Origin of the sequence: Corynebacterium testudinoris, assembly GCF_001021045.1 — a bacterium.
Lineage (GTDB): Bacteria > Actinomycetota > Actinomycetes > Mycobacteriales > Mycobacteriaceae > Corynebacterium > Corynebacterium testudinoris.
Map to the genome: position 1 here is coordinate 779355 of NZ_CP011545.1, position 21139 is coordinate 800493.

At 63.7% G+C, this 21139-nt stretch carries 20 protein-coding genes; 13 read left to right on the forward strand and 7 right to left on the reverse strand.

Annotated features, from left to right (window positions below):
- Positions 1–29 precede the first annotated feature (29 nt).
- Positions 30–2096, forward strand: coding sequence for a RecQ family ATP-dependent DNA helicase (locus CTEST_RS03840; protein WP_047252618.1), 2067 nt, complete (start codon positions 30–32; stop codon positions 2094–2096).
- Here CTEST_RS03840 and CTEST_RS03845 read toward each other — a convergent pair.
- Positions 2067–2684 carry a cyclase family protein gene (locus tag CTEST_RS03845; protein WP_047252619.1) on the reverse strand — a complete coding sequence of 206 codons (618 nt, stop codon included), beginning with the start codon at positions 2682–2684 and terminating at the stop codon, positions 2067–2069. The genes CTEST_RS03840 and CTEST_RS03845 overlap by 30 nt on opposite strands.
- A gap of 31 nt (positions 2685–2715) precedes the next feature.
- Between CTEST_RS03845 and CTEST_RS03850 the strand changes: the two genes are divergently transcribed.
- The 7 genes from CTEST_RS03850 to CTEST_RS03880 all read left to right on the forward strand — a co-directional run bounded on the left by CTEST_RS03850 (position 2716) and on the right by CTEST_RS03880 (position 9736).
- Positions 2716–3549: a TatD family hydrolase gene (locus CTEST_RS03850; RefSeq protein WP_047252620.1), complete on the forward strand. Its 834-nt coding sequence runs from the start codon at positions 2716–2718 to the stop codon at positions 3547–3549.
- 141 nt (positions 3550–3690) lie between these two features.
- On the forward strand, positions 3691–4821 hold the full coding sequence (locus tag CTEST_RS13945; RefSeq protein WP_047252621.1) for a resuscitation-promoting factor: 1131 nt from the start codon (positions 3691–3693) through the stop codon (positions 4819–4821).
- Positions 4822–4852: 31 nt separating this feature from the next.
- Entirely contained in the window at positions 4853–5719 is an 867-nt protein-coding gene (gene rsmA / locus CTEST_RS03860; protein ID WP_047252622.1) for a 16S rRNA (adenine(1518)-N(6)/adenine(1519)-N(6))-dimethyltransferase RsmA, read from the forward strand.
- Positions 5720–5721: 2 nt separating this feature from the next.
- Complete coding sequence (locus tag CTEST_RS03865; protein WP_047252623.1) at positions 5722–6672, forward strand: 4-(cytidine 5'-diphospho)-2-C-methyl-D-erythritol kinase; 951 nt, start codon at positions 5722–5724, stop codon at positions 6670–6672.
- A 22-nt stretch (positions 6673–6694) separates the two neighbouring features.
- A complete protein-coding gene (locus CTEST_RS03870) occupies positions 6695–8506 on the forward strand; it encodes an ABC-F family ATP-binding cassette domain-containing protein (protein ID WP_047252624.1) in 1812 nt (603 codons plus the stop codon).
- A 272-nt stretch (positions 8507–8778) separates the two neighbouring features.
- Complete coding sequence (locus CTEST_RS03875; protein ID WP_144413213.1) at positions 8779–9285, forward strand: hypothetical protein; 507 nt, start codon at positions 8779–8781, stop codon at positions 9283–9285.
- A gap of 70 nt (positions 9286–9355) precedes the next feature.
- Positions 9356–9736, forward strand: coding sequence for an META domain-containing protein (locus CTEST_RS03880; protein ID WP_236686132.1), 381 nt, complete (start codon positions 9356–9358; stop codon positions 9734–9736).
- Between the two features lie 44 nt (positions 9737–9780).
- Here the strand turns inward: CTEST_RS03880 and CTEST_RS03885 are convergent, their stop codons facing one another.
- From CTEST_RS03885 to CTEST_RS03910, 6 genes are all read right to left on the reverse strand, one after another.
- Positions 9781–11031 (reverse strand): TIGR04053 family radical SAM/SPASM domain-containing protein, encoded by a 1251-nt coding sequence (locus CTEST_RS03885; RefSeq protein WP_047252627.1) that lies wholly within the window; start codon positions 11029–11031, stop codon positions 9781–9783.
- Positions 11032–11104: 73 nt separating this feature from the next.
- Positions 11105–11776 (reverse strand): alpha-ketoglutarate-dependent dioxygenase AlkB family protein, encoded by a 672-nt coding sequence (locus tag CTEST_RS03890; protein WP_047252628.1) that lies wholly within the window; start codon positions 11774–11776, stop codon positions 11105–11107.
- Positions 11757–12365: a methylated-DNA--[protein]-cysteine S-methyltransferase gene (locus CTEST_RS03895; protein WP_047252629.1), complete on the reverse strand. Its 609-nt coding sequence runs from the start codon at positions 12363–12365 to the stop codon at positions 11757–11759. The genes CTEST_RS03890 and CTEST_RS03895 overlap by 20 nt, the downstream gene beginning before the upstream one ends.
- Positions 12362–12835, reverse strand: coding sequence for an RNA polymerase sigma factor (locus CTEST_RS03900; protein ID WP_047252630.1), 474 nt, complete (start codon positions 12833–12835; stop codon positions 12362–12364). Before CTEST_RS03900 ends, CTEST_RS03895 begins: the two co-directional genes overlap by 4 nt.
- A 14-nt stretch (positions 12836–12849) precedes the next feature.
- Positions 12850–13353 (reverse strand): methylated-DNA--[protein]-cysteine S-methyltransferase, encoded by a 504-nt coding sequence (locus CTEST_RS03905; RefSeq protein ID WP_047252631.1) that lies wholly within the window; start codon positions 13351–13353, stop codon positions 12850–12852.
- A gap of 64 nt (positions 13354–13417) precedes the next feature.
- A complete protein-coding gene (locus CTEST_RS03910; protein ID WP_047252632.1) occupies positions 13418–14089 on the reverse strand; it encodes a TetR/AcrR family transcriptional regulator in 672 nt (223 codons plus the stop codon).
- Between the two features lie 158 nt (positions 14090–14247).
- Here CTEST_RS03910 and CTEST_RS03915 point away from each other — a divergent pair, with 158 nt between their 5' ends.
- The 5 genes from CTEST_RS03915 (at position 14248) to CTEST_RS03935 (ending at position 21078) form a co-directional block, all read left to right on the forward strand.
- Positions 14248–15705: a flavin monoamine oxidase family protein gene (locus CTEST_RS03915; protein WP_376701794.1), complete on the forward strand. Its 1458-nt coding sequence runs from the start codon at positions 14248–14250 to the stop codon at positions 15703–15705.
- A 5-nt stretch (positions 15706–15710) separates the two neighbouring features.
- On the forward strand, positions 15711–16586 hold the full coding sequence (locus tag CTEST_RS03920; RefSeq protein ID WP_047252634.1) for a universal stress protein: 876 nt from the start codon (positions 15711–15713) through the stop codon (positions 16584–16586).
- Positions 16583–18103, forward strand: coding sequence for an APC family permease (locus tag CTEST_RS03925; protein ID WP_047252635.1), 1521 nt, complete (start codon positions 16583–16585; stop codon positions 18101–18103). The genes CTEST_RS03920 and CTEST_RS03925 overlap by 4 nt, the downstream gene beginning before the upstream one ends.
- 27 nt (positions 18104–18130) lie before the next feature.
- Positions 18131–19513 carry an NAD-dependent succinate-semialdehyde dehydrogenase gene (locus tag CTEST_RS03930; RefSeq protein ID WP_047252636.1) on the forward strand — a complete coding sequence of 461 codons (1383 nt, stop codon included), beginning with the start codon at positions 18131–18133 and terminating at the stop codon, positions 19511–19513.
- A 389-nt stretch (positions 19514–19902) separates the two neighbouring features.
- Positions 19903–21078 carry an HNH endonuclease signature motif containing protein gene (locus tag CTEST_RS03935; protein ID WP_052844291.1) on the forward strand — a complete coding sequence of 392 codons (1176 nt, stop codon included), beginning with the start codon at positions 19903–19905 and terminating at the stop codon, positions 21076–21078.
- Positions 21079–21139: the final 61 nt, after the last annotated feature.

Genomic DNA, 21139 nt, shown 5'->3' on the forward strand with positions numbered 1-21139 from the left:
TGTCGGGGGCATGGTCTAGCGTGTAGTTCATGGAGCTTACTCGGGGCCAGGCAAATGAGTTACTCGTCGGAATCGCGGGGGCGGGTGCCCACTTACGCGATGATCAATGGACGGCGATCCAGGCACTCGTCGAACAGCGGCGGCGGATGCTGGTGGTGCAGCGAACCGGCTGGGGCAAGTCGGCGGTGTACTTCATCGCGGCGAAACTGCTGCGTGAGGCGGGGAGGGGCCCCACGCTCATCATCTCCCCGCTGCTGGCGCTTATGCGCAACCAGGTGGAGGCCGCTCGAAAGGCCGGGATTGCGGCGGCCACGCTCAACAGCGCGAACATGACCGAATGGGAAGAGATTCAAGCCCAGGTGGTGTCGGGTGAGGTCGATGTCCTGCTTATCTCGCCGGAGCGGCTGAACAACCCCGGCTTCCGCGAGGAGGTTCTGCCGCACATCGCCCAGGCCGTGGGCATGGTGGTCGTGGACGAGGCGCACTGTATCTCGGACTGGGGGCATGATTTCCGGCCGGATTATCGGCGCATCCGCACACTTCTGGCTGAACTCCCGGACGGAGTGCCGGTGTTGGCCACGACAGCGACGGCCAACGACCGCGTGGTCGCCGATGTCCAGGCACAGCTGGGGGCCGAGACTGGTCTGCTCCGGGGCGGCTTGGATCGAGAATCCCTGCACTTATCCGTGGTCCAGCTGGAGGATTCGACCCAGCGTCCGGCATGGCTGGCCTCTCACCTCAGCGAACTCGAAGGCTCCGGGGTTATCTATTGCTTGACGGTCGCGGCGGCTGAGGACTTGGCGGAAGCACTGGAGGCGGCGGGCTGGAACGTTGCGGCGTACACCGGCCGCACGGAAGCCGGGGAGCGGGAACGCCTGGAGCAGGCGTTGATTGGCAATGAACTCAAGGCGCTGGTGGCCACGTCCGCGTTGGGCATGGGATTTGATAAACCAGACCTGGGATTCGTCGTCCATGTGGGGGCGCCGAGCTCCCCGGTCTCCTACTACCAGCAGATTGGCCGCGCCGGCCGTGGCACTGACCGGGCCGAGGTCATCCTCCTCCCCGGTGCGGAAGACCGCGATATCTGGCGCTACTTTGCCTCCGTGTCATTCCCGGATGAGCAGACAGTCCAGCGGCTGCTTTCGGCGCTGGGAGATGAAGCGCAATCGACGATCCGCCTGGAAAGTCAGGTCGATCTCAGCCGCTCTCGCCTCGAGCAAGTCCTCAAAGTCCTCGACGTCGATGGCGCGGTCAACCGGGTTCGCAGCGGCTGGGTGTCCACCGGCCAACCATGGACCTACGATGCCGCGCGCTACCAAGGCCTGGCTGCCGCCCGCATCGCGGAACAAAACGCCATGGTGGACTACCAGCGGACCACCGGCTGCCGCTTGTTGTTCCTGCGCCGCCAATTAGATGATGTCACCGCAACCAGTGACTGTGGCCGCTGCGATAACTGCACGGGCCGTACCTGGGCCACAGGCGTCGACGCGTCCGTGGCCAACCGGGTCTCCTCCCGACTCACGGCGCCGGGAGTGCGTCTGACCCAGCGCAAGCAATGGCCAACCGGCATTAGCGTCAAGGGGAAAATTCACGGCGTGGAGCCCGGTCGAGCTCTTGGTCGCCTCAACGACATCGCTCGGGGACCGGCGTTGAGGGAATTGCTCGGCAACAAGGCGTGGCGGCCAACGTCGCCGTGGCAAGAAGACACGTGGTTGCCCCGCATTGTCGCGGTGTTGTCGGACTGGGATTGGGAGCAACGGCCCACCAGCGTCATTGCGCTCGGCACGGTCGATCCGGAGGCCACGGCTCAGGTGACGGCCTTGGCGGAAGCGGTGGCCGCGGTCGGCCGGATGGACTTTGTGGGGACCCTGCCCGTGCGTCCCGGTGCCGGAGAGGTCACCGCGCAGAACTCGGCCTATCGGGTGAAGGGCCTCCTGGAACACTGGGACTTCACAGGCCTGCCCGATGTGGACGGCCCGATCCTGCTGGTCACGGAACTGGTGGATACCGGGTGGTCGGTGACTGTGGCGGGAGAAGCCTTGGCCAGGATCTCCGGGCAGGTGGTGCTACCGCTCGCGCTGGCCAGTAGGGGTTAGGGCAATGACGCGCGCCGGGAAGGCAGAGCCTCCGGCGGGGAGGGGCCAGGTGGCCATGATCCAGGCGCCAGTGGCGGGCAAGCCGGTGAACGGGCGGAGGTTCTCGATCTGCCAATGGTCATGCTCCAGCCACCAGCGTTGGGCGGGGAAAGAGCCGACGGCAGCGAGGTCGGCTGGGTCGGCATTGAGGGTGTCGTGGCCGATAGCGATGACGCCGCGTGAGTGGAGGACTTCCAGCGCGGGCACGGTCCAGCCTCCGCCGCGAAGCGCCGCGAAACACCCGGCGGGCACCCGACCGTGGCGTTCCTCCCAGGCCTTGACATCGGGGGAATCGAGGACGATCAACGGCAGGAGTGATTGAGATGCGGGAATCTGCTCGAGTGTTCGCCCGCCTGGCACGACGTGGGAGGGGGCATCGACGTGCGTGCCGGTGGGCCCGACCACCTGGTAAGAGGTCACCTCGAAGCCATCGTCGGCGGCGGTGCTCAGGAGGTGAACCGACATTGGCGGGTCGGTGGGGAAGCGTTCCTGGTCCGGGTGCAGGGGGCGGGTGAGATCGTGGAACACCCAGTCGCTGGCAGTGAACATGGCTCCCACGCTAATCCCTACAATGACAGCCATGTCGAAGAAGAAGCCCCGTCCGGTACCGGTCCCCGCAGAAACGATCCCGGGGATCGTCGACGCGCACACGCACCTCGCCTCGGCGGGGGCCCGGACCCCGGAAGAGGTGGATGCGATGGTGGCGCGGGCGGTAGGGGCGGGCGTCGATAAGCTGTGTACCGTCGGCGACGGTTTGGCGGAGGCCGAGTTGGCGCTGGCCGCCGCCCAGCACAACGAGCGGGTGTTTGCCGCCTGCGCGATTCACCCGACGAGGGCCCACGAGCTCGATGAGGCAGCTCGGGCGCGCTTGCGGGAGATGGCCGCGGACCCGCGATGCGTGGCGGTGGGGGAGACCGGTTTAGATACGTATTGGATTCGCCACGAGCCGGAGTCGACGGCACCGTTGGAGGTGCAGGAGGAGGCGCTGCGCTGGCACATTGACCTGGCGGTGGAGTCGGGGAAGGCGTTGATGATTCACAATCGGGAGGCCGATGAGGAGCTCATGCGGGTCCTCGCTGATGCGCCGCGGCCGAAGTACACGATCCTGCACTGTTTCTCTTCGCCGCTGGCGATGGCTGAGGAGGCGTTGGCTCGCGGCTATGTGCTGAGTTTTGCAGGCAACGTGACGTTTAAGCGCAATGAGGAGTTGCGGGAGGCAGCGAGGTTGGCTCCGCGGGGACAGTTGCTCATTGAGACGGATGCTCCGTACATGACGCCGGAGCCGTTCCGGGGCGGGAGGAATGAGCCGGCGATAATTGGGCACACGGCGTTGTGTGTGGCGGCGGCGCGGGGGATGGAGCCGGCGGAATTGGCGGCGGAACTGAGTGAGACGTTCGACGCTGTGTATTTCTAGGTGCGCATGTGGCTTGAGTGTTTCAAGAGGTATCGCACGGGAAATGATACTGGACGATCGGCGAATGTTACCGTACTGTGACCATTGGCCGATTTTCCACAGTGAGAAAACTAGACTGAGAAAACGAGACTGAATTTCCCCATGGGTCTTCATAACAACAACCAGATCAAGCGCCTCAACCCCTCGACCATCTCCCTGCCCGCTCGCATCGCAGCTGGCGGAGTCGTCGGCGTGCTCGCCGTCGGTGGCATCACCACCGCCGCGATGGCCAAGGACGTCGTGGTGGATGTCAACGGTGACCGCACCGAGCTGACCACCTTGTCCCGCGACGTGGCTGGCGCTCTGGATGCCGCCGGTGTCACCATCGCTGATCAGGATCTCGTCTACCCCGCCCCCAGCGAATCGCTGGCCAAGGGCGAAACCATCACCGTTCGCACCGCGAAGCCGGTCGCCGTGGTCATCGATGGCAAGCAGACCGACGTCACCTCCACCGCGCTGACCGTGCAGGACCTCGTGGGAGAGCTGGATGGGGTCACTCCGGCTGCTCACGTGGACAACGCTGATGCCCGACTCACCGACCAGATGCGCGTCGAGGTCACCACTCCGAAGATCGTTTCGGTCACCGATGGCGGCCAGACGGTGTTCACCGAGGTCCCTGCGGCAACGGTCAAGGACCTGCTCGCCGCTCGTGATATCACCCTGGGTAAGCATGACCAGGTCAGCCCGGCCCTGGACACGCCCGTGACCAACAACCTCAAGGTTGATGTTCAGCGCATCGATATCACCGAGTCCACGGAGACCGGCGATTACGAAGCCGAGCCGAACTACATCGATGATCCGCAGACCGCGGAGGGCAAGGAAACCGTGGTCACCCCGGCCGTGCCGGGCGTGCGGGAGACCACCCACCGCATCACCACGGTCAACGGCGTGGAAACCGCCCGCGACATCATCAAGGAGGTCGACATCACCCCGTCGACCCCGGCCACCATCTCCCGTGGCACCAAGGCCGCTCCCTCGGTCGCGTCCGGTTCCGTGTGGGACACCCTCGCGCAGTGTGAGGCGGGCGGAAACTGGTCCATCAACACCGGCAACGGCTACTACGGCGGCCTGCAATTCTCCGCGTCGACGTGGACTGCCCACGGTGGCGGCCAGTACGCGGCGACCGCCGACCAGGCCACCCGCGAGCAGCAGATCGAGATCGCTTCGAAGGTGCAGGCCTCCCAGGGTTGGGGCGCGTGGCCCGCGTGTACCTCCCGCATGGGCCTGCGTTAAGCAGCTTGAGGCGTGCACTAGATTGGTCTCTATGACCTCCAGCAGCGCGCAGCCCGCCGACCTCCTCGGCCCCGTGGAGATCCGCACTCTGGCGGAGAAGCTCAACGTCACTCCGACGAAGAAGCTCGGCCAGAACTTTGTGCACGATCCGAACACGGTGCGCCGGATCGTCGCGGCCGCGGAGCTGGATCCCAGCGATCACGTCGTCGAGGTTGGCCCCGGCTTGGGTTCGTTGACCCTGGCGTTGCTGGATACGGCGGACAAGGTCACCGCCGTCGAGATCGACGATCGACTCGCCGCCGAACTCCCGCACACCGTGGCCTGGAGGGCGGCCCCCTACGCCTCCCGCCTGACCATCGTCGGCCGGGACGCCCTCAAGATCACCGCCGATGACCTGCAGGAACCAACCGCCCTGGTGGCCAACCTCCCGTACAACGTCTCGGTCCCGGTGCTGCTGCACCTGCTGGCTACCTTTCCGTCGATCCGCCGCGTCCTCGTCATGGTCCAGGCCGAGGTCGCCGATCGTCTCGCAGCTACGCCTGGCTCTAAAATCTACGGCGTGCCCAGCGTCAAAGCCGCCTTCTATGGCGATGTCAAGCGCGCGGGGGCGATCGGCAAGAACGTCTTCTGGCCCGCCCCGAAAATCGAATCGGGCCTGGTCCGCATCGATCGCTACGTCAATCCGCCGTGGCCGATCACGGAAGAATCCCGGGCCCGCGTGTGGCCGCTTATCGACGCCGCCTTTGCCCAGCGCCGCAAGACCCTCCGGGCCGCACTCTCCGGCCACTACGGCGGCGGAGCCGCCGCCGAAGCGGCGCTACACGCCGCCGGGATCGATCCGCAGCTGCGCGGAGAGAAACTCTCCGTCGCCGACTTCGTCCGGCTGGCTGGGCTGTAGCGATGCGCGAGATCGTTGCCCGCGCGCACGGCAAAGTCAACCTCCACCTCGGGGTGGGGGACGCGCGCGAGGACGGATTCCACGAACTGGTCACCGTCTTCCAATCCCTCGACCTCCACGACACTCTCTCGTTGATCGTTGATGATGAGGTTGAGGTGCGCGAGGGCAGCATCGTCTCTGACCTGACGGTGACCGGCCTCGACGCGAGGTACGTGCCGTGCAATCCGACGAACCTGGCGTGGCGGGGCGTCGATAAGCTGGTGGATGCTTACCGGGCCCGGGGGCTCGAATCTGCTCCCTCGGTGCGCATCCACATCCGCAAGGGCATCCCGACGGCCGGCGGCATGGCCGGCGGATCGGCCGACGCGGCGGCTGCGCTGGTGGCCACCCAAGCCCTGCTCAGCGATTACCTCCCGCCCCTCGATCCAACAGAGCTTGACGCCCTCGCCGGCGAACTCGGCTCCGACGTGCCTTTTACCTTGCGCGGCGGGACGATGCTGGGCACCGGGCGGGGCGAGCAGCTGACCCACATGCTCTCGCGCGGGCAGTACCACTGGGCGCTCGTGTTTTCCAAGAAGGGCCTGTCCACCCCGCGGGTGTTCGGCCACCTCGACGAACTACGCGCCCAGGGCCGCGACCTCCCGCCTTCCCTGGACACGACGGAGCTGTCGAAGGCGCTGATGAGTGGTTCGCCGGAACAACTCGCACCGCTGTTGGTCAATGATCTGCAGGCCGCGGCCGTCAGCCTGCGCAGCGATATTGCCCGCACCCTGAAGCTGGGCCAACAAGCCGGGGCATTGGCCGCGATCGTGTCGGGATCGGGCCCCACCTGCGCCTTCCTCTGCTCCTCCGAGCTGCACGCCCGCGACCTCCTCGACGACCTCTTGGCCGAGGGACTCTACTCCGGGGCCGTCGCACACGGCCCGACCAAGGGCGCGTACGTCCTCGACTAACCATTCGACTAGGCTCACCGGCATGGTCAACCTCATCAACCTCGAGAACGTTTCCAAAACGTGGGGCCTAAAAACCCTGCTCGACGGCGTCAGCCTCGGCGTACAAACTGGCGATCGCATCGGGGTCGTGGGGCTCAACGGCGGCGGCAAGACGACGCTTCTGGAGGTGCTCACGGGCATCGAGCCACCCGATGAGGGACGCGTCTCCCACAACTCCGAGCTGCGGATGGCCGTGGTCACCCAGCGATCCGAGCTCGTCGACACCGACTCCATCGCCGACGTCGTGCTCAAGCCACTCGGCCTACAAACCTTCGAATGGGCCTCCGACGCCCGTGTCCGCGAAGTCCTCGGCGGCCTCGGCGTGGCAGAACTCGGCCTTGACACCGCGGTGGGCGGGCTCTCCGGCGGTGAGCGCCGCCGCGTCAGCCTCGCCGCCGCGCTCGTCCGCGACCTCGACCTCATCGTCCTCGATGAGCCCACCAACCACCTCGACGTCGAAGGTGTGCAATGGCTGGCCGACCACCTCATCAGCCGGAAACTCGCCGTCGTCGTGGTCACCCACGACCGCTGGTTCCTCGACACGATTGCCACCCTCACCTGGGAAGTCCACGATGGGCAGGTTGATGCCTATGAGGGCGGCTACAACGACTGGACCTTCGCCCGGGCCGAGCGGGCCCGCCAAGCCGACGCCATCGAGCAGCGCCGCCAGAACCTCGCCCGCAAGGAATTGGCCTGGCTGCGCCGCGGCGCCCCGGCCCGCACCTCCAAACCCCGTTACCGAATCGAGGCCGCCGAGGCCCTCATCGCCAACGTGCCCGACCCACGCGACAGCGTCGAACTCACCGCATTCTCCCGCCAACGCCAAGGCAAAGTCGTCATCGAGCTGGAAGATGCCCGGGTGGAAACGCCCGATGGGCGTCTGCTTGTCGACGACCTCACCTGGCGCCTCGCCCCCGGCGAAAGAATCGGCCTCGTGGGCGTCAATGGCTCCGGAAAAACGACCCTGCTGCGCACCCTCGCCGGTGAACACCAGCTCAGCGCTGGTAAGCGCATCGAAGGCCGGACCGTGCGACTCGGGTGGCTGCGCCAGGAACTCGACGACTTGGACCCTTCCATGCGGCTTCTCGACGCCGTCGAAGACGTCGCCAGCTACGTCCAGCTAGGCAAGAAGGAAATCTCCGCCTCCCAACTCGCCGAACGCCTGGGGTTTTCCGCCAAACGCCAACGCACCCCCGTCGGCGACCTCTCCGGAGGCGAACGCCGACGCCTCCAACTCACCCGCGTCCTGATGGCCGAACCCAACGTCCTGCTTCTCGACGAGCCCACCAATGACCTCGACATCGACACCCTCCAAGAACTCGAATCCCTCCTCGACTCCTGGCCGGGCACCCTCGTCGTCATCTCTCACGATCGCTACCTCATCGAGCGCATCGCCGACAACACCTGGGCGCTGTTCGGCGACGGCACCCTCACCAACCTGCCCGGCGGCATCGAACAATACCTAGAGCGACGCCGAGCCATGGCCGCCGCCGCTGGCTCCGGCCCCCTGGACTTCGGTGAAAAGACAGTAGCCGCAGCCTCCGTGAATTCTTCGGGCCTGAGCTCCCAAGAGCAACGCGAGCTAAAAAAGCAGCTCAACGGCCTCGAACGGAAGATGAGCAAGCTCGACGAACGCATCGCCACCTTCGAGCAAGACATGGCCGTCGCCTCCTCCGCCGCCGACCCGGATTACTCCCTCATCTCCTCCGCCAATGCTGCACTCCAAGAAGCCCACGCCGAGCGGGAAGCCCTCGAGATGGAATGGCTCGAGGTGGGGGAGAAGCTTGAGGGTTAGGCAACTCGAAGGCTTAAAGCTGGCGCTGTGGCCGGATCTTGGCACGATAAATTTTTGATTTGTTTTGTGCTTGCTGCCCTGCCGCTTTCCCTACCATCTCAACTTCTGACACATTTGATCGGTAATCTGGGTTTTTCGCTGCTATCCTGGGAGAAAGCTTCGTTGAGAATGGAGCCACGAAACTCCCTCCGCGGATCATAGTGTCCAGGCTTCGGGATGCTTCAACCGCGCTAGTCAAATATTAGAGAGGGGATTGGCTGTTGTTTAAACGAATGAAAACGTTTCCGACTGTCAAATTGTCGTCCGGTTTGATGCTGAGTTCAGTACTGTTACTAACCGCATGTGGAAATATCATTACCACCGATATTCGCGGAACCCTCGGCGTGACATGGAATGAAGCCGGGCATCCTGAGGTGATTGTGCAGCCATGTGGATTGAAGATTGACTGGATCTCTGTAGGCGGCAATGAGGGAACTGACGTTGATCTACTAACTGAGAGCCCTCCGGGTGGAGAGTTTATCGTCGACCTCATGGATGCTGATGAACCATGGGCCCCTCGTGGGGACGTAGTGCTGAAATTCAGTGATAGTGAAACGGTGAGATTTACTGGAGCTAAGGAATGGGGTGACTCGCAAGTTGGGGGCATCCTCACTACATGGAATCGCGTCGCAAACCTCAACGAAGGGGAAGTTCTCATCGGCGATACCATTGATATTGATGGCAGTGAGCTAGAGCCTCACATCGTCACTCGCGACTACTTCTCCACCTGCACTGATTAATGAAATCTTGCCACGGTCGATCGAGCGCTTCCAAGGAAAGACAGGTGAAGGAATGAGGATACGGTCATTCGTGGTGGGCGCCACCGTTGTCGGGCTAGCGGTAGCCCTGCCCGTGATGCTGGCGGCCTGCCGCGGACCAGCATCGATCTCAGACATTGACTGGCACCTAGAAACGGATCGTAACGCAAGCTTCCGAATCGAGGGCGACAAGCTGAGCGGTACGGATTCGTGCAACCGGATCTTCGGCGAGGCTGTTATCTCGAGCGGCGATCCAGCGTCCATCGAATTCGGATTACTGGGGTCGACCCGCATGGCCTGCCCTGACACAACCAATGCACAGGAAGACGTGCGAAAAGCATTGAATGGTCAACGTTTGGTCGAGCAGCCCGATACTTCGACACTGGTGCTTGTAGATGCGGCGACCAACGAGCGATGGCGGTTCGTTCAATAGTGGCAGGCACGAAGTAGAACAGCCTTTGGAGGGTGCACCCGATCCTAAACCGACGTCGAATCTTCCACGACAGTGAGTTTCAACGCCGGGGTGTGCCCGCCCGGCTCCACACCATCAACATCGGTGTCCCACCCAGGTGGGACGTAGACGCAGGTTGGATCGGAAGCTCGGTAGTCACCGGTGAGCGCGAATGCCGTTGACCGTGAACCTCCGCAAACGGTGTGGAATCCGCACACGCTGCACTTTCCGTGCCAATTGTCGGGGTCACGGAGCTCTTTGAATACGGGTGACTCGGTATAGATCTCCGGGAAATTGGTCTCTTTGACGTTTCCGCAGTGCAGGGGAAGGAAACCGTTGGGGTAGACGTCGCCGACGTGGTCGATGAAGGCGAAACCAGAGCCCGAGTTCACTGCCATGGGGGAGCGCGGCGGACGTGGCTTCGCTGCGTGTTCGCCGAGCAGGGCGGTGGTCTGTTGGGTGAGGTTCTCGTAGAGCGGCCCGCCCTCATACTTCGGTGCGCCGGACTCCTCGGCCTCGCGGCGTTGTAGGACTACCCGCCGGTACTGCGGGGCCTCAGTGGTTTTGATGGCGATGCGGTCAGAGATGTCGACTAGCCAGTTGAGGACGTCTTCGCGCTCTTTCGGTGACAAGCAATTGAGTGCTGCTCCTCGGCCAGTGGGTACGAGGAAGAAGACGTACCACATCTTCGCGCCCATCTCGATGACCTTCTTCAGCAGCGCTGGGGCCTCGTGGATGTTGTCGCGCGTCAAGGTGGAGTTAATTTGTAGGCGATAGCCGGCCTCGTTGATCACGGGAGCCATCTCGACGGTCTGCTCGAAGGTGCCGGAGAATCCGCGGAACGCATCGTGGGTCTGGGCGGTGGCTCCGTCCAGCGACATGGACATGGCTTTGCCGCCGGCTTCCCGCAGTGATCGGATGCGCTCCGGGGTGAGCTTGGGAGTGACCGATGGGGAGAGCGACACGTTGAGTCCCTTGGACGTGCCGTAAGCAGTCAGTTCTTCGAGGTCTTCCCGCTCGAAGGGATCGCCACCCGTGAGCACGACCAGGGGAAGGGGCTTCTCATAGGAGGACAGGGCATCGAGCAGTCGCTTACCCTCGTCCGTCGTGAGCTGATCGGGGTGCGGTTCATGTTGGGCGTCGGCTCGGCAGTGCTTGCACACCAAGCCGCAGGCTCGAGTCACCTCCCAAATCACGATGAACGGCTTCGTGTTGATGTCGTGGCGGACGGTGCGGACTGCTGGGGGCCGATGCACGGGCTTTCCTCGGGTTGCCAAGAGCGGAAAAGTATCTGTTCCCCAGCTACTTTACGCCCGTGCCCTTAACCCACGGATAGCCACGGACGCGCAGTTAGCCAGTCAACCCTGTTTCCCGCAGGGTGATGTTGAGCCTGCCCGACGCCAGCCCGCAGTCGGGCGGTGCGGTCTGCGGATAGATCTTTGGCACGCCGTGATAGGCCAGCCGGGCTGGGCCGCCGAAAACGAAGAGATCGCCAGAGGCGAGATCGATGTCGTGATAAGGCTTATTTCGGTTGGTGGTGTTGCCGAAGCGGAACTTGCAGGTATCGCCGATGGAGAGGGAAATGACCGGGGCGGGGGAGCGTTCCTCCCGGTCCTGGTGCATGCCCATCTTGGCGGTGTCGGAGTAGTAATTCACCAGCGCGGTGTCGGGGGTGTAGCTGGCACCGGCGTCGTGGTCGCCGGTGGCGGCAATGAGGGCCTGGCGGCCCAGCCGCACCATCCATTCGGGGAAGTCGAGGACTCGTTGTCCGTTCACATCGATGGCGTTGCGAGTGTATTCGTAGGGGCGCCAATGCCAGCCCAGGCACACCGTTTGCACGCTCATGTCATGCCCGCGGATCTTTGGGGAGTGGAGGGGGACCGGGCCGTGGATCCATTCGTGGAAGCGGGCGACGATCCACCGCTGTTGCTCCATCGTGAGCCAGCCCGGCACATGGTGTGCACCCGCGGGGAGCTCCACCGCAGGAGGCCCGAGGAGGTCATCACCGAACAGCGGTTCCATGGGGTTCTCCCTTCTCGAGGTCCAGCAAGATCGATTTTGCCTCCAGCCCGCCCAGATATCCGCCGAGGGTTCCATCGGAACGAAGCACGCGGTGGCACGGCACGATCACCGGCAGGGGATTGGTGGCGCAGGCGGTTCCGACGGCGCGAATGGCCGTCGGCTTGCCCACCAACGCCGCGACCTCCTTGTAGGAACGGGTGTTTCCGTAGGTGATGCGGGGAAGAAAGCTGTGCACCTCGCGGCGAAATCCCGTGGAGAGGGCGAAATCTAGGGGCAGATCGAAAGCTCGGCGGTGGCCTGAGAAGTACTCATCTAATTCTGCGGCCGCCATATCCAATCGCGCGGGAGCCTCCAGCACCCGTGGGCTGACCTTGGCGGCGATGGTCTCCAGGACGGCGTCGAAACCCTCGACTTCGAAGGCCACGCGCACGATCCCTTTCTTCGTGGCGGCCAACAACAGCGGGCCGAGGGGGGAATCCACGGTGCGATAAGCGACGTCGAGTGTCCCGTCCGCCGCGGCGAGCCGTCCAAGTGAGGTGTGAAGGCGGTCGAGGTCCGCGCTGGAAATGGGGAAAGAGGCAAGGTTCATGAGGGCTCTCCCATCGCATAGTTCTTCCGCAAGTTCTTGATGCCGTCCGCCGACGCCCGCCGGACGGCCTCCGCCGTCCCGCCAATCAACCGGGCAGTCTCGGTGTGCGGCAGCCCACCCAGGTAGTGGTAGGCGATAGCCAGGCGCTGCCGTTCCGGAAGCTGGGCCACGTCCTGCCAGATGCCCTCGTCCGCGCCGGGGTTGCCCCGCGAGGAGGGACGCTCCGGCACGTCAGGAGTCGGGATGGCGCGCCGGGCACGGGTGATGTCGATGGCCTTGCGCTGGGCAACCCGCACCAGCCACGCCTCCACGTTCGTGTCGTCGGGTAGGTCCGGCCACGAGCGCAGGGCGGCGAGGAAAGTCTCTGACCAGGCGTCGTCGGCGTCGGCACCGTAGCCCAGGACGGTACGGCAGACCCGAAGGACCGTGGCCCCGTGCTGGTGCACTGCCTGCTCGAATGGACCTTTCATCTTTCGCAGCCTACTTAGAACAAGCGCAGCCCGGCGGGCTCTTCGAGCTCCAGCAGCCACCGCTTGCGCTCTAGTCCGCCGGCATATCCGGTCAGGGAGCCGTCTGCGCCGATGACGCGATGGCAGGGGATGATGATGGAGACGGGATTGTGTCCCACGGCTTGGCCAACCCGCTGCGCCAAGTGCCGGTTGCCCAGCTGCACAGCCAACTCGCCGTAGGTGGTGGTTTCGCCGTAAGGGATTTCGCGCAGTAGCGCCCACACCTGTTCGGAGAACTCGTCGCCGTGAGCCGCTAGGGGCACATCGAAGGATCGGCGGGCACCGGCGAAGTACTCGGTGAGCTGTTCAGCTGCCTGAGATAACACCTCGTCCTCGTCGGCGATCACCATTGCCCCAAAGGTGGATGCTTCCGGCAGGTAGCGGTGTCCGGGGAAGAAGATCCCACTTACCCCAGAGTCCTCCGCGACGACGGTCAATTCACCCAGGGCCGTCTGCACGAGCGTGTGCCTCGTCGCCATTGTGATCACCTCTCCATCAGTAGCTGTCACCCAGTAAACGCTGCAGCAGGGTCAAACGTGAGGTCTACAAATCCGCCAGCAGCAAATCCAGTCCCACGGTGAAGGGTTCCTCGGCATAAGGGTTCGATCCAGCAGCTCCAGCAGCCCCTGGCTTAAAGGCCTCCGTCGCCCGCCGCAACTCCGGTAGCTCCTGGCTTCCTTCGGCGGGGACTTCAAAGATGTGCGCGGGGGCGTGGGTGTCAAAGGCAGATCCGTAGATGAATGATTCCATTGCTACGACTCGCGGCATGACCTGGGGGGCGGGGACGCCGGCGTGGAAGAGTGCGGCGGCGACGGCGTCGTACATTTCTTGTGTCCTGGGTGCGCCAGCGACGGGGAGGGTGGCGATGACCTGGACGAGCGGGGTGTGTTCGGCGAAGACGTCGCGGTAGGAGCGGGCCCAGGCGCGCAGGGCATCGGCGACGCTGATCTCGTCGCGGGTGGCGCGCAGCAGGGGTTCGGTATCCACGAGTCCCATGACGGCGTCCTGTAGGAGAACCAATAGTTCGGCTTTGTTGGCGATGTGGTTGTACAGGGCGCTGGGGGCTACACCCAGGTGGCGGGCTAATGCGGACATGGTGAGTTTGTCGTAGCCGGATTCGAGGGTGAGCTCAAGGGCTGCCGCGGCGATGGTGTCGCGGGTTACGGCGGGCTGAGCTGGGCGTCCTCGGCCGCGGGGTCGCCGGGTTTTATTCATTGGGGGCAGACTCTTCCCTTCGTGATGTGGATCATATACAGTGACCGGCAACACATAATGAATGCCGTTCATTATGTCCTGGGGTTCAGACCCCATTGTCGTACATCACTACCCCGCCAGACGCGGGAATGACAGGAGACATCGTGAACGTCAACGATATTCAGACTCTCGACCGAGATGTCGTCGTCATCGGAGCCGGCCCGGCCGGACTCATGGCCGCCCGCACCCTCAAGAAAAACGGCCTGTCCGTTGCCGTCCTCGAAGCCCGTGAGCGGGTCGGCGGCCGCACGTGGAACGGCGTCGTCGCCGATGCTCAGGGCAATGAGCACTTCATCGAGCTCGGTGGCCAGTGGATTTCCCCCGACCAAACCCGGCTCATTGAGCTGGTCGACGAGCTGGGCCTGAGCACCTTCCAGCGTTACCGCGAGGGCAAGTCCATCTACGTCTCCCCGGATGGCACCCGCCACGAATACGAGGGCGAGGTTCTTCCCACCTCCGGCACCACCCGGGAGGCCTCCGACAAGCTCATCGCGGACCTCGACGCGCTCGTCGCCGAGATCGATCCGGCTAAGCCGTGGGAGCATCCCCGCGCCGCCGAACTCGACGCCATTTCCTTCCGCGACTGGCTCGCCGAGCGCTGCGACGACGAAGAGGCGATCGACAACGTCTCCATCTACGTGGCCTCCGGCATGCTCACCAAGCCTTCGCGGACCTTTTCCGCCCTGCAGGCGGCGCTGATGGCGGCGTCGGCAGGCTCTTTCTCCAACCTGGTGGATGAAGATTTCATCCTTGATGCCCGCGTCGACGGCGGCATGCAGTCCGTCTCCCTGACCATGGCGCATGAGCTGGGCGACGACGTCATTCTCGGTTCCCCGGTGCGATCGCTTACCTGGGCGACCCCCGATGCCACCACCGCCGACCCGCTGAACAAGGTCAAAGCCGATGTTCGCAACGGCGTCGACAACAATGGCGGCCCTGGCAACGTCACCGCCTACTCGGACAAGGCCATCGTCAACGCCCGCTACGTCGTGCTCGCCATCCCACCGAACCTCTACAGCCGCATCAGCTACACCCCGCCGCTGCCCCGCGATCAGCACATCGCTCACCAGCACATCTCCATGGGCCTCGTCATCAAGGTCCACGCCGTGTATGACACCCCCTTCTGGCGGGAAAAGGGCCTGTCCGGCACCGGCTTCGGCGGCGGACGTTTGGTCCAGGAGGTCTATGACAACACCAACTACTCCGGCGGCGAGGAAGACCCCTATGGCACCCTCGTCGGCTTCGTCTCCGACGTCTACGCCGAGCAGATGTGGCACCTGCCCGCCGAGGAGCGCAAGGCCGCCATCCTCGAGGCGATGTCGCTCTACCTGGGCGAGGAGACAAAAAACCCCATCGCCTTCTACCTCTCTGACATGGCCGCCGAGGAATGGACCCGCGGCGCCTACGCCACCAGCTATGACCTCGGCGGGCTGTCCCGTTGGGGCTACCTGCAGAACCAACCCACCGGACCGATCCACTACGCCTGCTCGGACATCGCTGGGGAGGGCTACCAGCATGTGGATGGTGCCATCCGCATGGGCGAGGGCGTCGCAAAGCACATCCTGGACCAGGAGTGAGTGCGATGCGCACCCCCAAGGGACGATTCCTCGTCGGCTACGTGGCAACCCATTTCGGCCGCGACGCGCTCAACCTGGCGATTTCGCTGGCGCAGGGCCGCGACGTCCACATCGACATCGTCATGGTGGTCCCCGTCGACAACGCCTATTCCGGCATCTATCCGCACGATCGCGGCTACGCGTCGATCGTCGAGGAGCAGATGGCGCAGTGGCTGCAAGACGCCCTCGACCGCGTGCCGGAGGGCATCTCAGCCACCGGGCGCATCGTCGCGGGCGAGTCGGAGGCCGAAACGCTCCACCGCACCGCTCTTGATCTGGGAGCCGATCTCATCGTCGTCGGCGCCCGCGACGGAGCTATCCTCAGCCGCTTCCGCGTCGGCTCGGTGGCCAATGCGCTTCTGCATTCCTCCAGCGTGCCCGTGGCGCTCGCCCCAGCCGGCTTCGATTACACCGGCCCCACCACCCGCTTCACCGCCATGTTCGGTTCCCGACCTGGCGCCCCCGACGTCGTCGGTCTCGCCGTCGACCGCGCCCGGCGCCGCGGAGTCCCGTTGCGCCTGGCCTCCCTCGTGCTCAGCGATGCGACAGTGCTTGACGACGTCCGCGCCCTCGGCGATGCACGCCTCACCGAGTTGGCGGGGGAGATGGTCGAGTCGGGCGCTGCCACGACGATCATCGCTGCCGGTGAGTCCATCGAGCAGGCCATGCAGCAGCTCGACTGGCAACAAGGCGACGTCGTCGTGGCGGGTTCCTCCCGCATGGCGGCCAATGGCCGCATCTTCATCGGCACCACGGCGGCGAAGATCCTGCGCACCATCCCCGTGCCCATGCTCGTCGTACCGGCGGGCTACATCTACGACGAAGGAGGTGAGACACCATGAGCGAACAGAAAACCTCCGCGAAGGGCCTGGCCACGGGCCGAGTAGGGCTCATCGGCGCCGTTGTCATCGGTGTCAGCTGCATCGCCCCGACGTACACGCTGACTTCGGGCCTGGGCCCCACCATCGCAGCCGTCGGTGAATACGTTCCCGCGATCCTCCTGCTGGGCTTCATCCCCATGCTGCTGGTGGCCTTTGCCTACCGCGAGCTCAACAACCGGCTGCCCGACTCGGGTACGTCCTTCACGTGGGCCACCAAGGCGTTTGGCCCGTGGGTCGGCTGGATGGGCGGCTGGGGGCTTATCACCGCCACCGTCATCGTGCTGTCCAACCTCGCGGCCGTTGCCGTCGACTTCCTCTATCTCCTCATTGCGCAGATCACCGGCCGCCCGGAGATCGCCGACCTCACCCACAACCTCTGGGTCAACATCCCCACGACGATCGTGCTCATTTCCTTCGCCGCCTACATCTCTTATCGCGGCCTGGAATCCACACAGAGAGTCCAGTACATCCTCGTCGGCGCGCAGCTGCTCGCCCTGGCAGTATTCGATGTCTCAGCCCTCTGGCAGGCGTACAACAACGGCGGATTCGACTTCACCCCGGTGCACGCCTCCTGGTTCAACCCGTTGAACATCGGCGACTTCTCGCTCATCGCCGCCGGCATCTCCCTCTCCATCTTCATGTTCTGGGGGTGGGACGTCACCCTCACCATGAATGAGGAAACCAAAGACCCGGAGAAAACCCCCGGTCGTGCCGCCACCTTGACCATCCTCATCATCATTACCTTCTACATCCTCACCGCCGTCGCCGTCATCGCTTGGGCCGGAACGGGCACCGAGGGACTTGGTGCGGGCAACCCCGACAACCAGGAATCCATCTTCGCCGCCCTGGCCAACCCGGTGCTCGGCCCGATGGCGATCCTCATGTCGATCGCCGTCGTATCCAGCTCATTTGCCTCCCTGCAATCAACGATGGTCTCCCCGGCCCGCACCCTGCTGGCCATGGGCTACTACCGGGCCCTGCCGCCGGTATTCTCCAAAATCAGCCCCCGCTTCCGCTCACCCAGCGTGGCGACGATCGCTTCTGCCGCAGGCGCCGCCGTCTTCTACACCGTCACTCGGCTGCTCTCCGAAAACGCCCTGTGGGACACCATCACCGCCCTCGGCCTGATGATCTGCTTCTACTATGGCGTTACCGCCCTCGCCTGCGTGTGGTACTTCCGCCACGAACTGCTGAGCTCGCCCCGCAACATCCTGTTCAAGCTGATCTGCCCGGGACTCGGTGGCATGTTCCTCCTAGTGATGTTCTTCATCACCGCCATCGACTCCATCGATCCGTCCTATGGCTCGGGATCCTCCATCGCTGGCGTAGGCACCGTCTTCGTCCTCGGAATGGGAGTCCTGCTACTCGGCGTCGTGCTCATGATATTCACCCGCTTCCGGCACCCGGCCTTCTTCCGCGGCGAGACATTGCGGAAGGAAAGCTCTGATCGCCAACCCGAAACCCCCGTCCTCGTCTAAACCCCACCACCTCTAGGAGTACCGAACATGTCCAACAAGGAAACTGGTTACCGCGTAGAAAACCCCGCAACCGGGGAGGTACTGGAGCGTTTCGCTACCGCGACTGATGCCGAGATCACCTCGGCCATCGAGTCCGCCCATGCGGCTTACCTGGACTGGTCAGCGCTCGACATCTCCGAGCGGGCCGCCGTGGTTCACCGCGCCGCCGACCTCTTCGAAGCCCGCAAGCAGGAGCTCGCCGAGATCATCTCACGCGAGATGGGCAAACCGATCTCCGAAGGCGTCGAGGAAGCCGAGTTCTCCGCCGCCATCCTGCGCTACTACGCCGACAACGGTGCCCAGTTCACCGCCGACCAGTCGATCAGCACCGTCGACGGCGCCACCGCCATGATCAAGCGCCTTCCCATCGGCGCTCTCCTGGGCATCATGCCGTGGAACTTCCCCTACTATCAGATCGCCCGTTTCGCCGGCCCGAACCTCATGCTGGGCAACACAATTGTGCTCAAGCACGCCGAAATCTGCCCCACCTCCGCCCAAGCCGTCGAAGACATCTTCCGCGATGCTGGGGTCCCGGTCGGCGGCTACGTCAATGTCTTAGCCAGCCACGATCAGATCGCCGACATCATCGCCGACCCCCGCATCCAGGGCGTCTCCCTCACGGGTTCCGAGCGCGCCGGATCCACCATCGCCGCCCTCGCCGGCAAGCACCTCAAGAAGGCCGTCCTCGAACTCGGCGGCTCCGACCCCTACGTTGTCCTCGACACCGACGACGTGGCCGCCGCCGCCCAACTCGCCTGGTCCACGCGCATGTACAACACCGGCCAGGCCTGCAACTCCAATAAGCGCCTCATCGTCATGGATGACATCTACGATGATTTCGTTGCCGAGCTCGTCCGCCTCGCCGAAGCAATGGAACCGGGTTCCCCCGACACTGCTGGTCCCGGCGTCTACATGCCGCTTTCCTCCCGCTCCGCGGCGGAAGGACTGGATAAGCAGGTCCGAAAGGCCATCGAGGAAGGTGCCACATTGCGCGCCGGGGGAGTGCTTGGCGACGCCGCCTTCTTCTCCCCAGCCGTCATCACCGACATCACCCCCGACATGGAATCCCACCACGTCGAGTTTTTCGGACCCGTCGCCGTCGTCTACCGCGTCAGCTCCGACGACGAAGCACTCGCCGTGGCTAACGACAGCCCCTTCGGCCTCGGCGGCGCCGTATTCTCCCGCGACCAGCTGCGCGCCGAGAAGATCGCCCGCGAGCTCAAAGTGGGCATGGCCAACGTCAACACCCCCGCCGGTGAAGGCGCCGAACTCCCCTTCGGTGGCGTCAAGCGCTCCGGCTACGGCCGCGAGCTTGGCCCGCTCGGCATGGATGAGTTCGTGAATAAGCAGCTGTACTACGTCCAGAAGTAGGGAGCAGTTCACTTGGGACTTGCGAGTGGCGGCCTCAGAAGTCCCAGGTGAAGTGCTGCGCATGTGTATCTAGCCAAGACGGGATGGTTGCTCTCGTGCTCCGCCTTTTGCCCGGCCCGTGACCTCAGAAAACTTTCTAGAAAGTTGCTTTTACCTCTTGCGTGGATCGCTTGCGTGTTCTAACATTGGGGTTAGAACACGCAAGCGAAGGGTGGAGGGGGTGAACGCACGTGAGTATTGAGATTGTCTACTCAGGAAAGCCACGAGCGCTTACTCTCGACCCCAGCACGTCACTGGTAGAGGCGCACCTTAAAGAGATACTTGCCCGCCCCCAGCACTACTACGCTGTCAGTTCGCCTGATGATCCTGTTGCTCGTCGGGGAACACAGATGCGACGCGAGGACCACGAACTCTGGCAATCAGTCCTCCCCGGTGATGATGACGACATCGACGTCGTGCTTGCTCGGTTGCGGCGTTCGTTGGGGCGTGGGGATCAGTTCCTGATGTCTGCGATCAGTGCCCACCATCGTCTCAACGAACTGCCCCAGTTAAAGGCAGTCCAAGAGCAGCACTTCCATCTTGACCTGCCACGGCTGAAGGTCATCGATAGTGTCCTGTGCAAAGCAGACACGACCGTCTTAGAGCACCTCGATCTCATTGATACTGAACTAGCGGAGTTTTTGACTCCCACCCGGGCGAATCAGATTCTGCCGACGGTAGGCAAGATCAAGAACCGTCTGAACGCGATCATCACGATGCTTGATGATTCGATCTCTGCTGAGGATCCCGCACCACCACCGGTTGATAGTGTCTCGATAACCTTCCAGGATGGCCGTGGTCTGCTGCATGCTGATCTTGATGGGATCACCGCCCAAGACATAGACCTGCGTATCCGCAGGTATGCGATCATTCACGGGGTCAGCCAGGCGGACGCACTCGTAGCGTTGATCAGGGGGGAGGGGGCAACGAATGTCACCCTCAACCTGTATCGGGCATCGGATATCCCGACTGCCCCGGGGTGGGTGTCTGGGGTGGGGTATCTGACGCTTCAGCAGACTGAGGATCTGCTGAACCGGGTGGATGCGGAGATTGATCTTGATGCGATCGCCCAAAAGGTTTCGTCTGCGTATTCCACCCCTGCTGATATTCGTTGCCTGGTGGTTGGTCTTGATGGGACGTGTGCGGTGGGGGGGTGTGATATTCCGGCTCATCGGGCGCAGATGGATCATCGGGTGAATCATGCTGATGGTGGGCCCACGACAGCAGCAAACCTTGCGCCGTTGTGTGTGAGGCATCATGTGATGAAAACTGACCGGCGGGTGACTTATGTGTTGGATCCGGTGACGAGGCGGAAGTATTTTCTGTTTGATGATGGGTCGTGGGCGGAGTCTGAAGGTGATGGCCCACTAGCTCCTAGCGAGCGACGGTGGATGCAGACGGTATCTCAGCGCATCAGCAAACGCAGAGCAAGGATCCGCTCGGAGTCTCAGACCCAGCGGGCGGAGGAGGTCGAGCGGGAGGGGCCGCCACCTCCGCCACCTCCAGAGGAACCACCACCCTTCTAGACGATTCTGATGAACAGAAAAGGCCAGGCCGAAGCCTGACCTATTCACGGAGATGAATTGG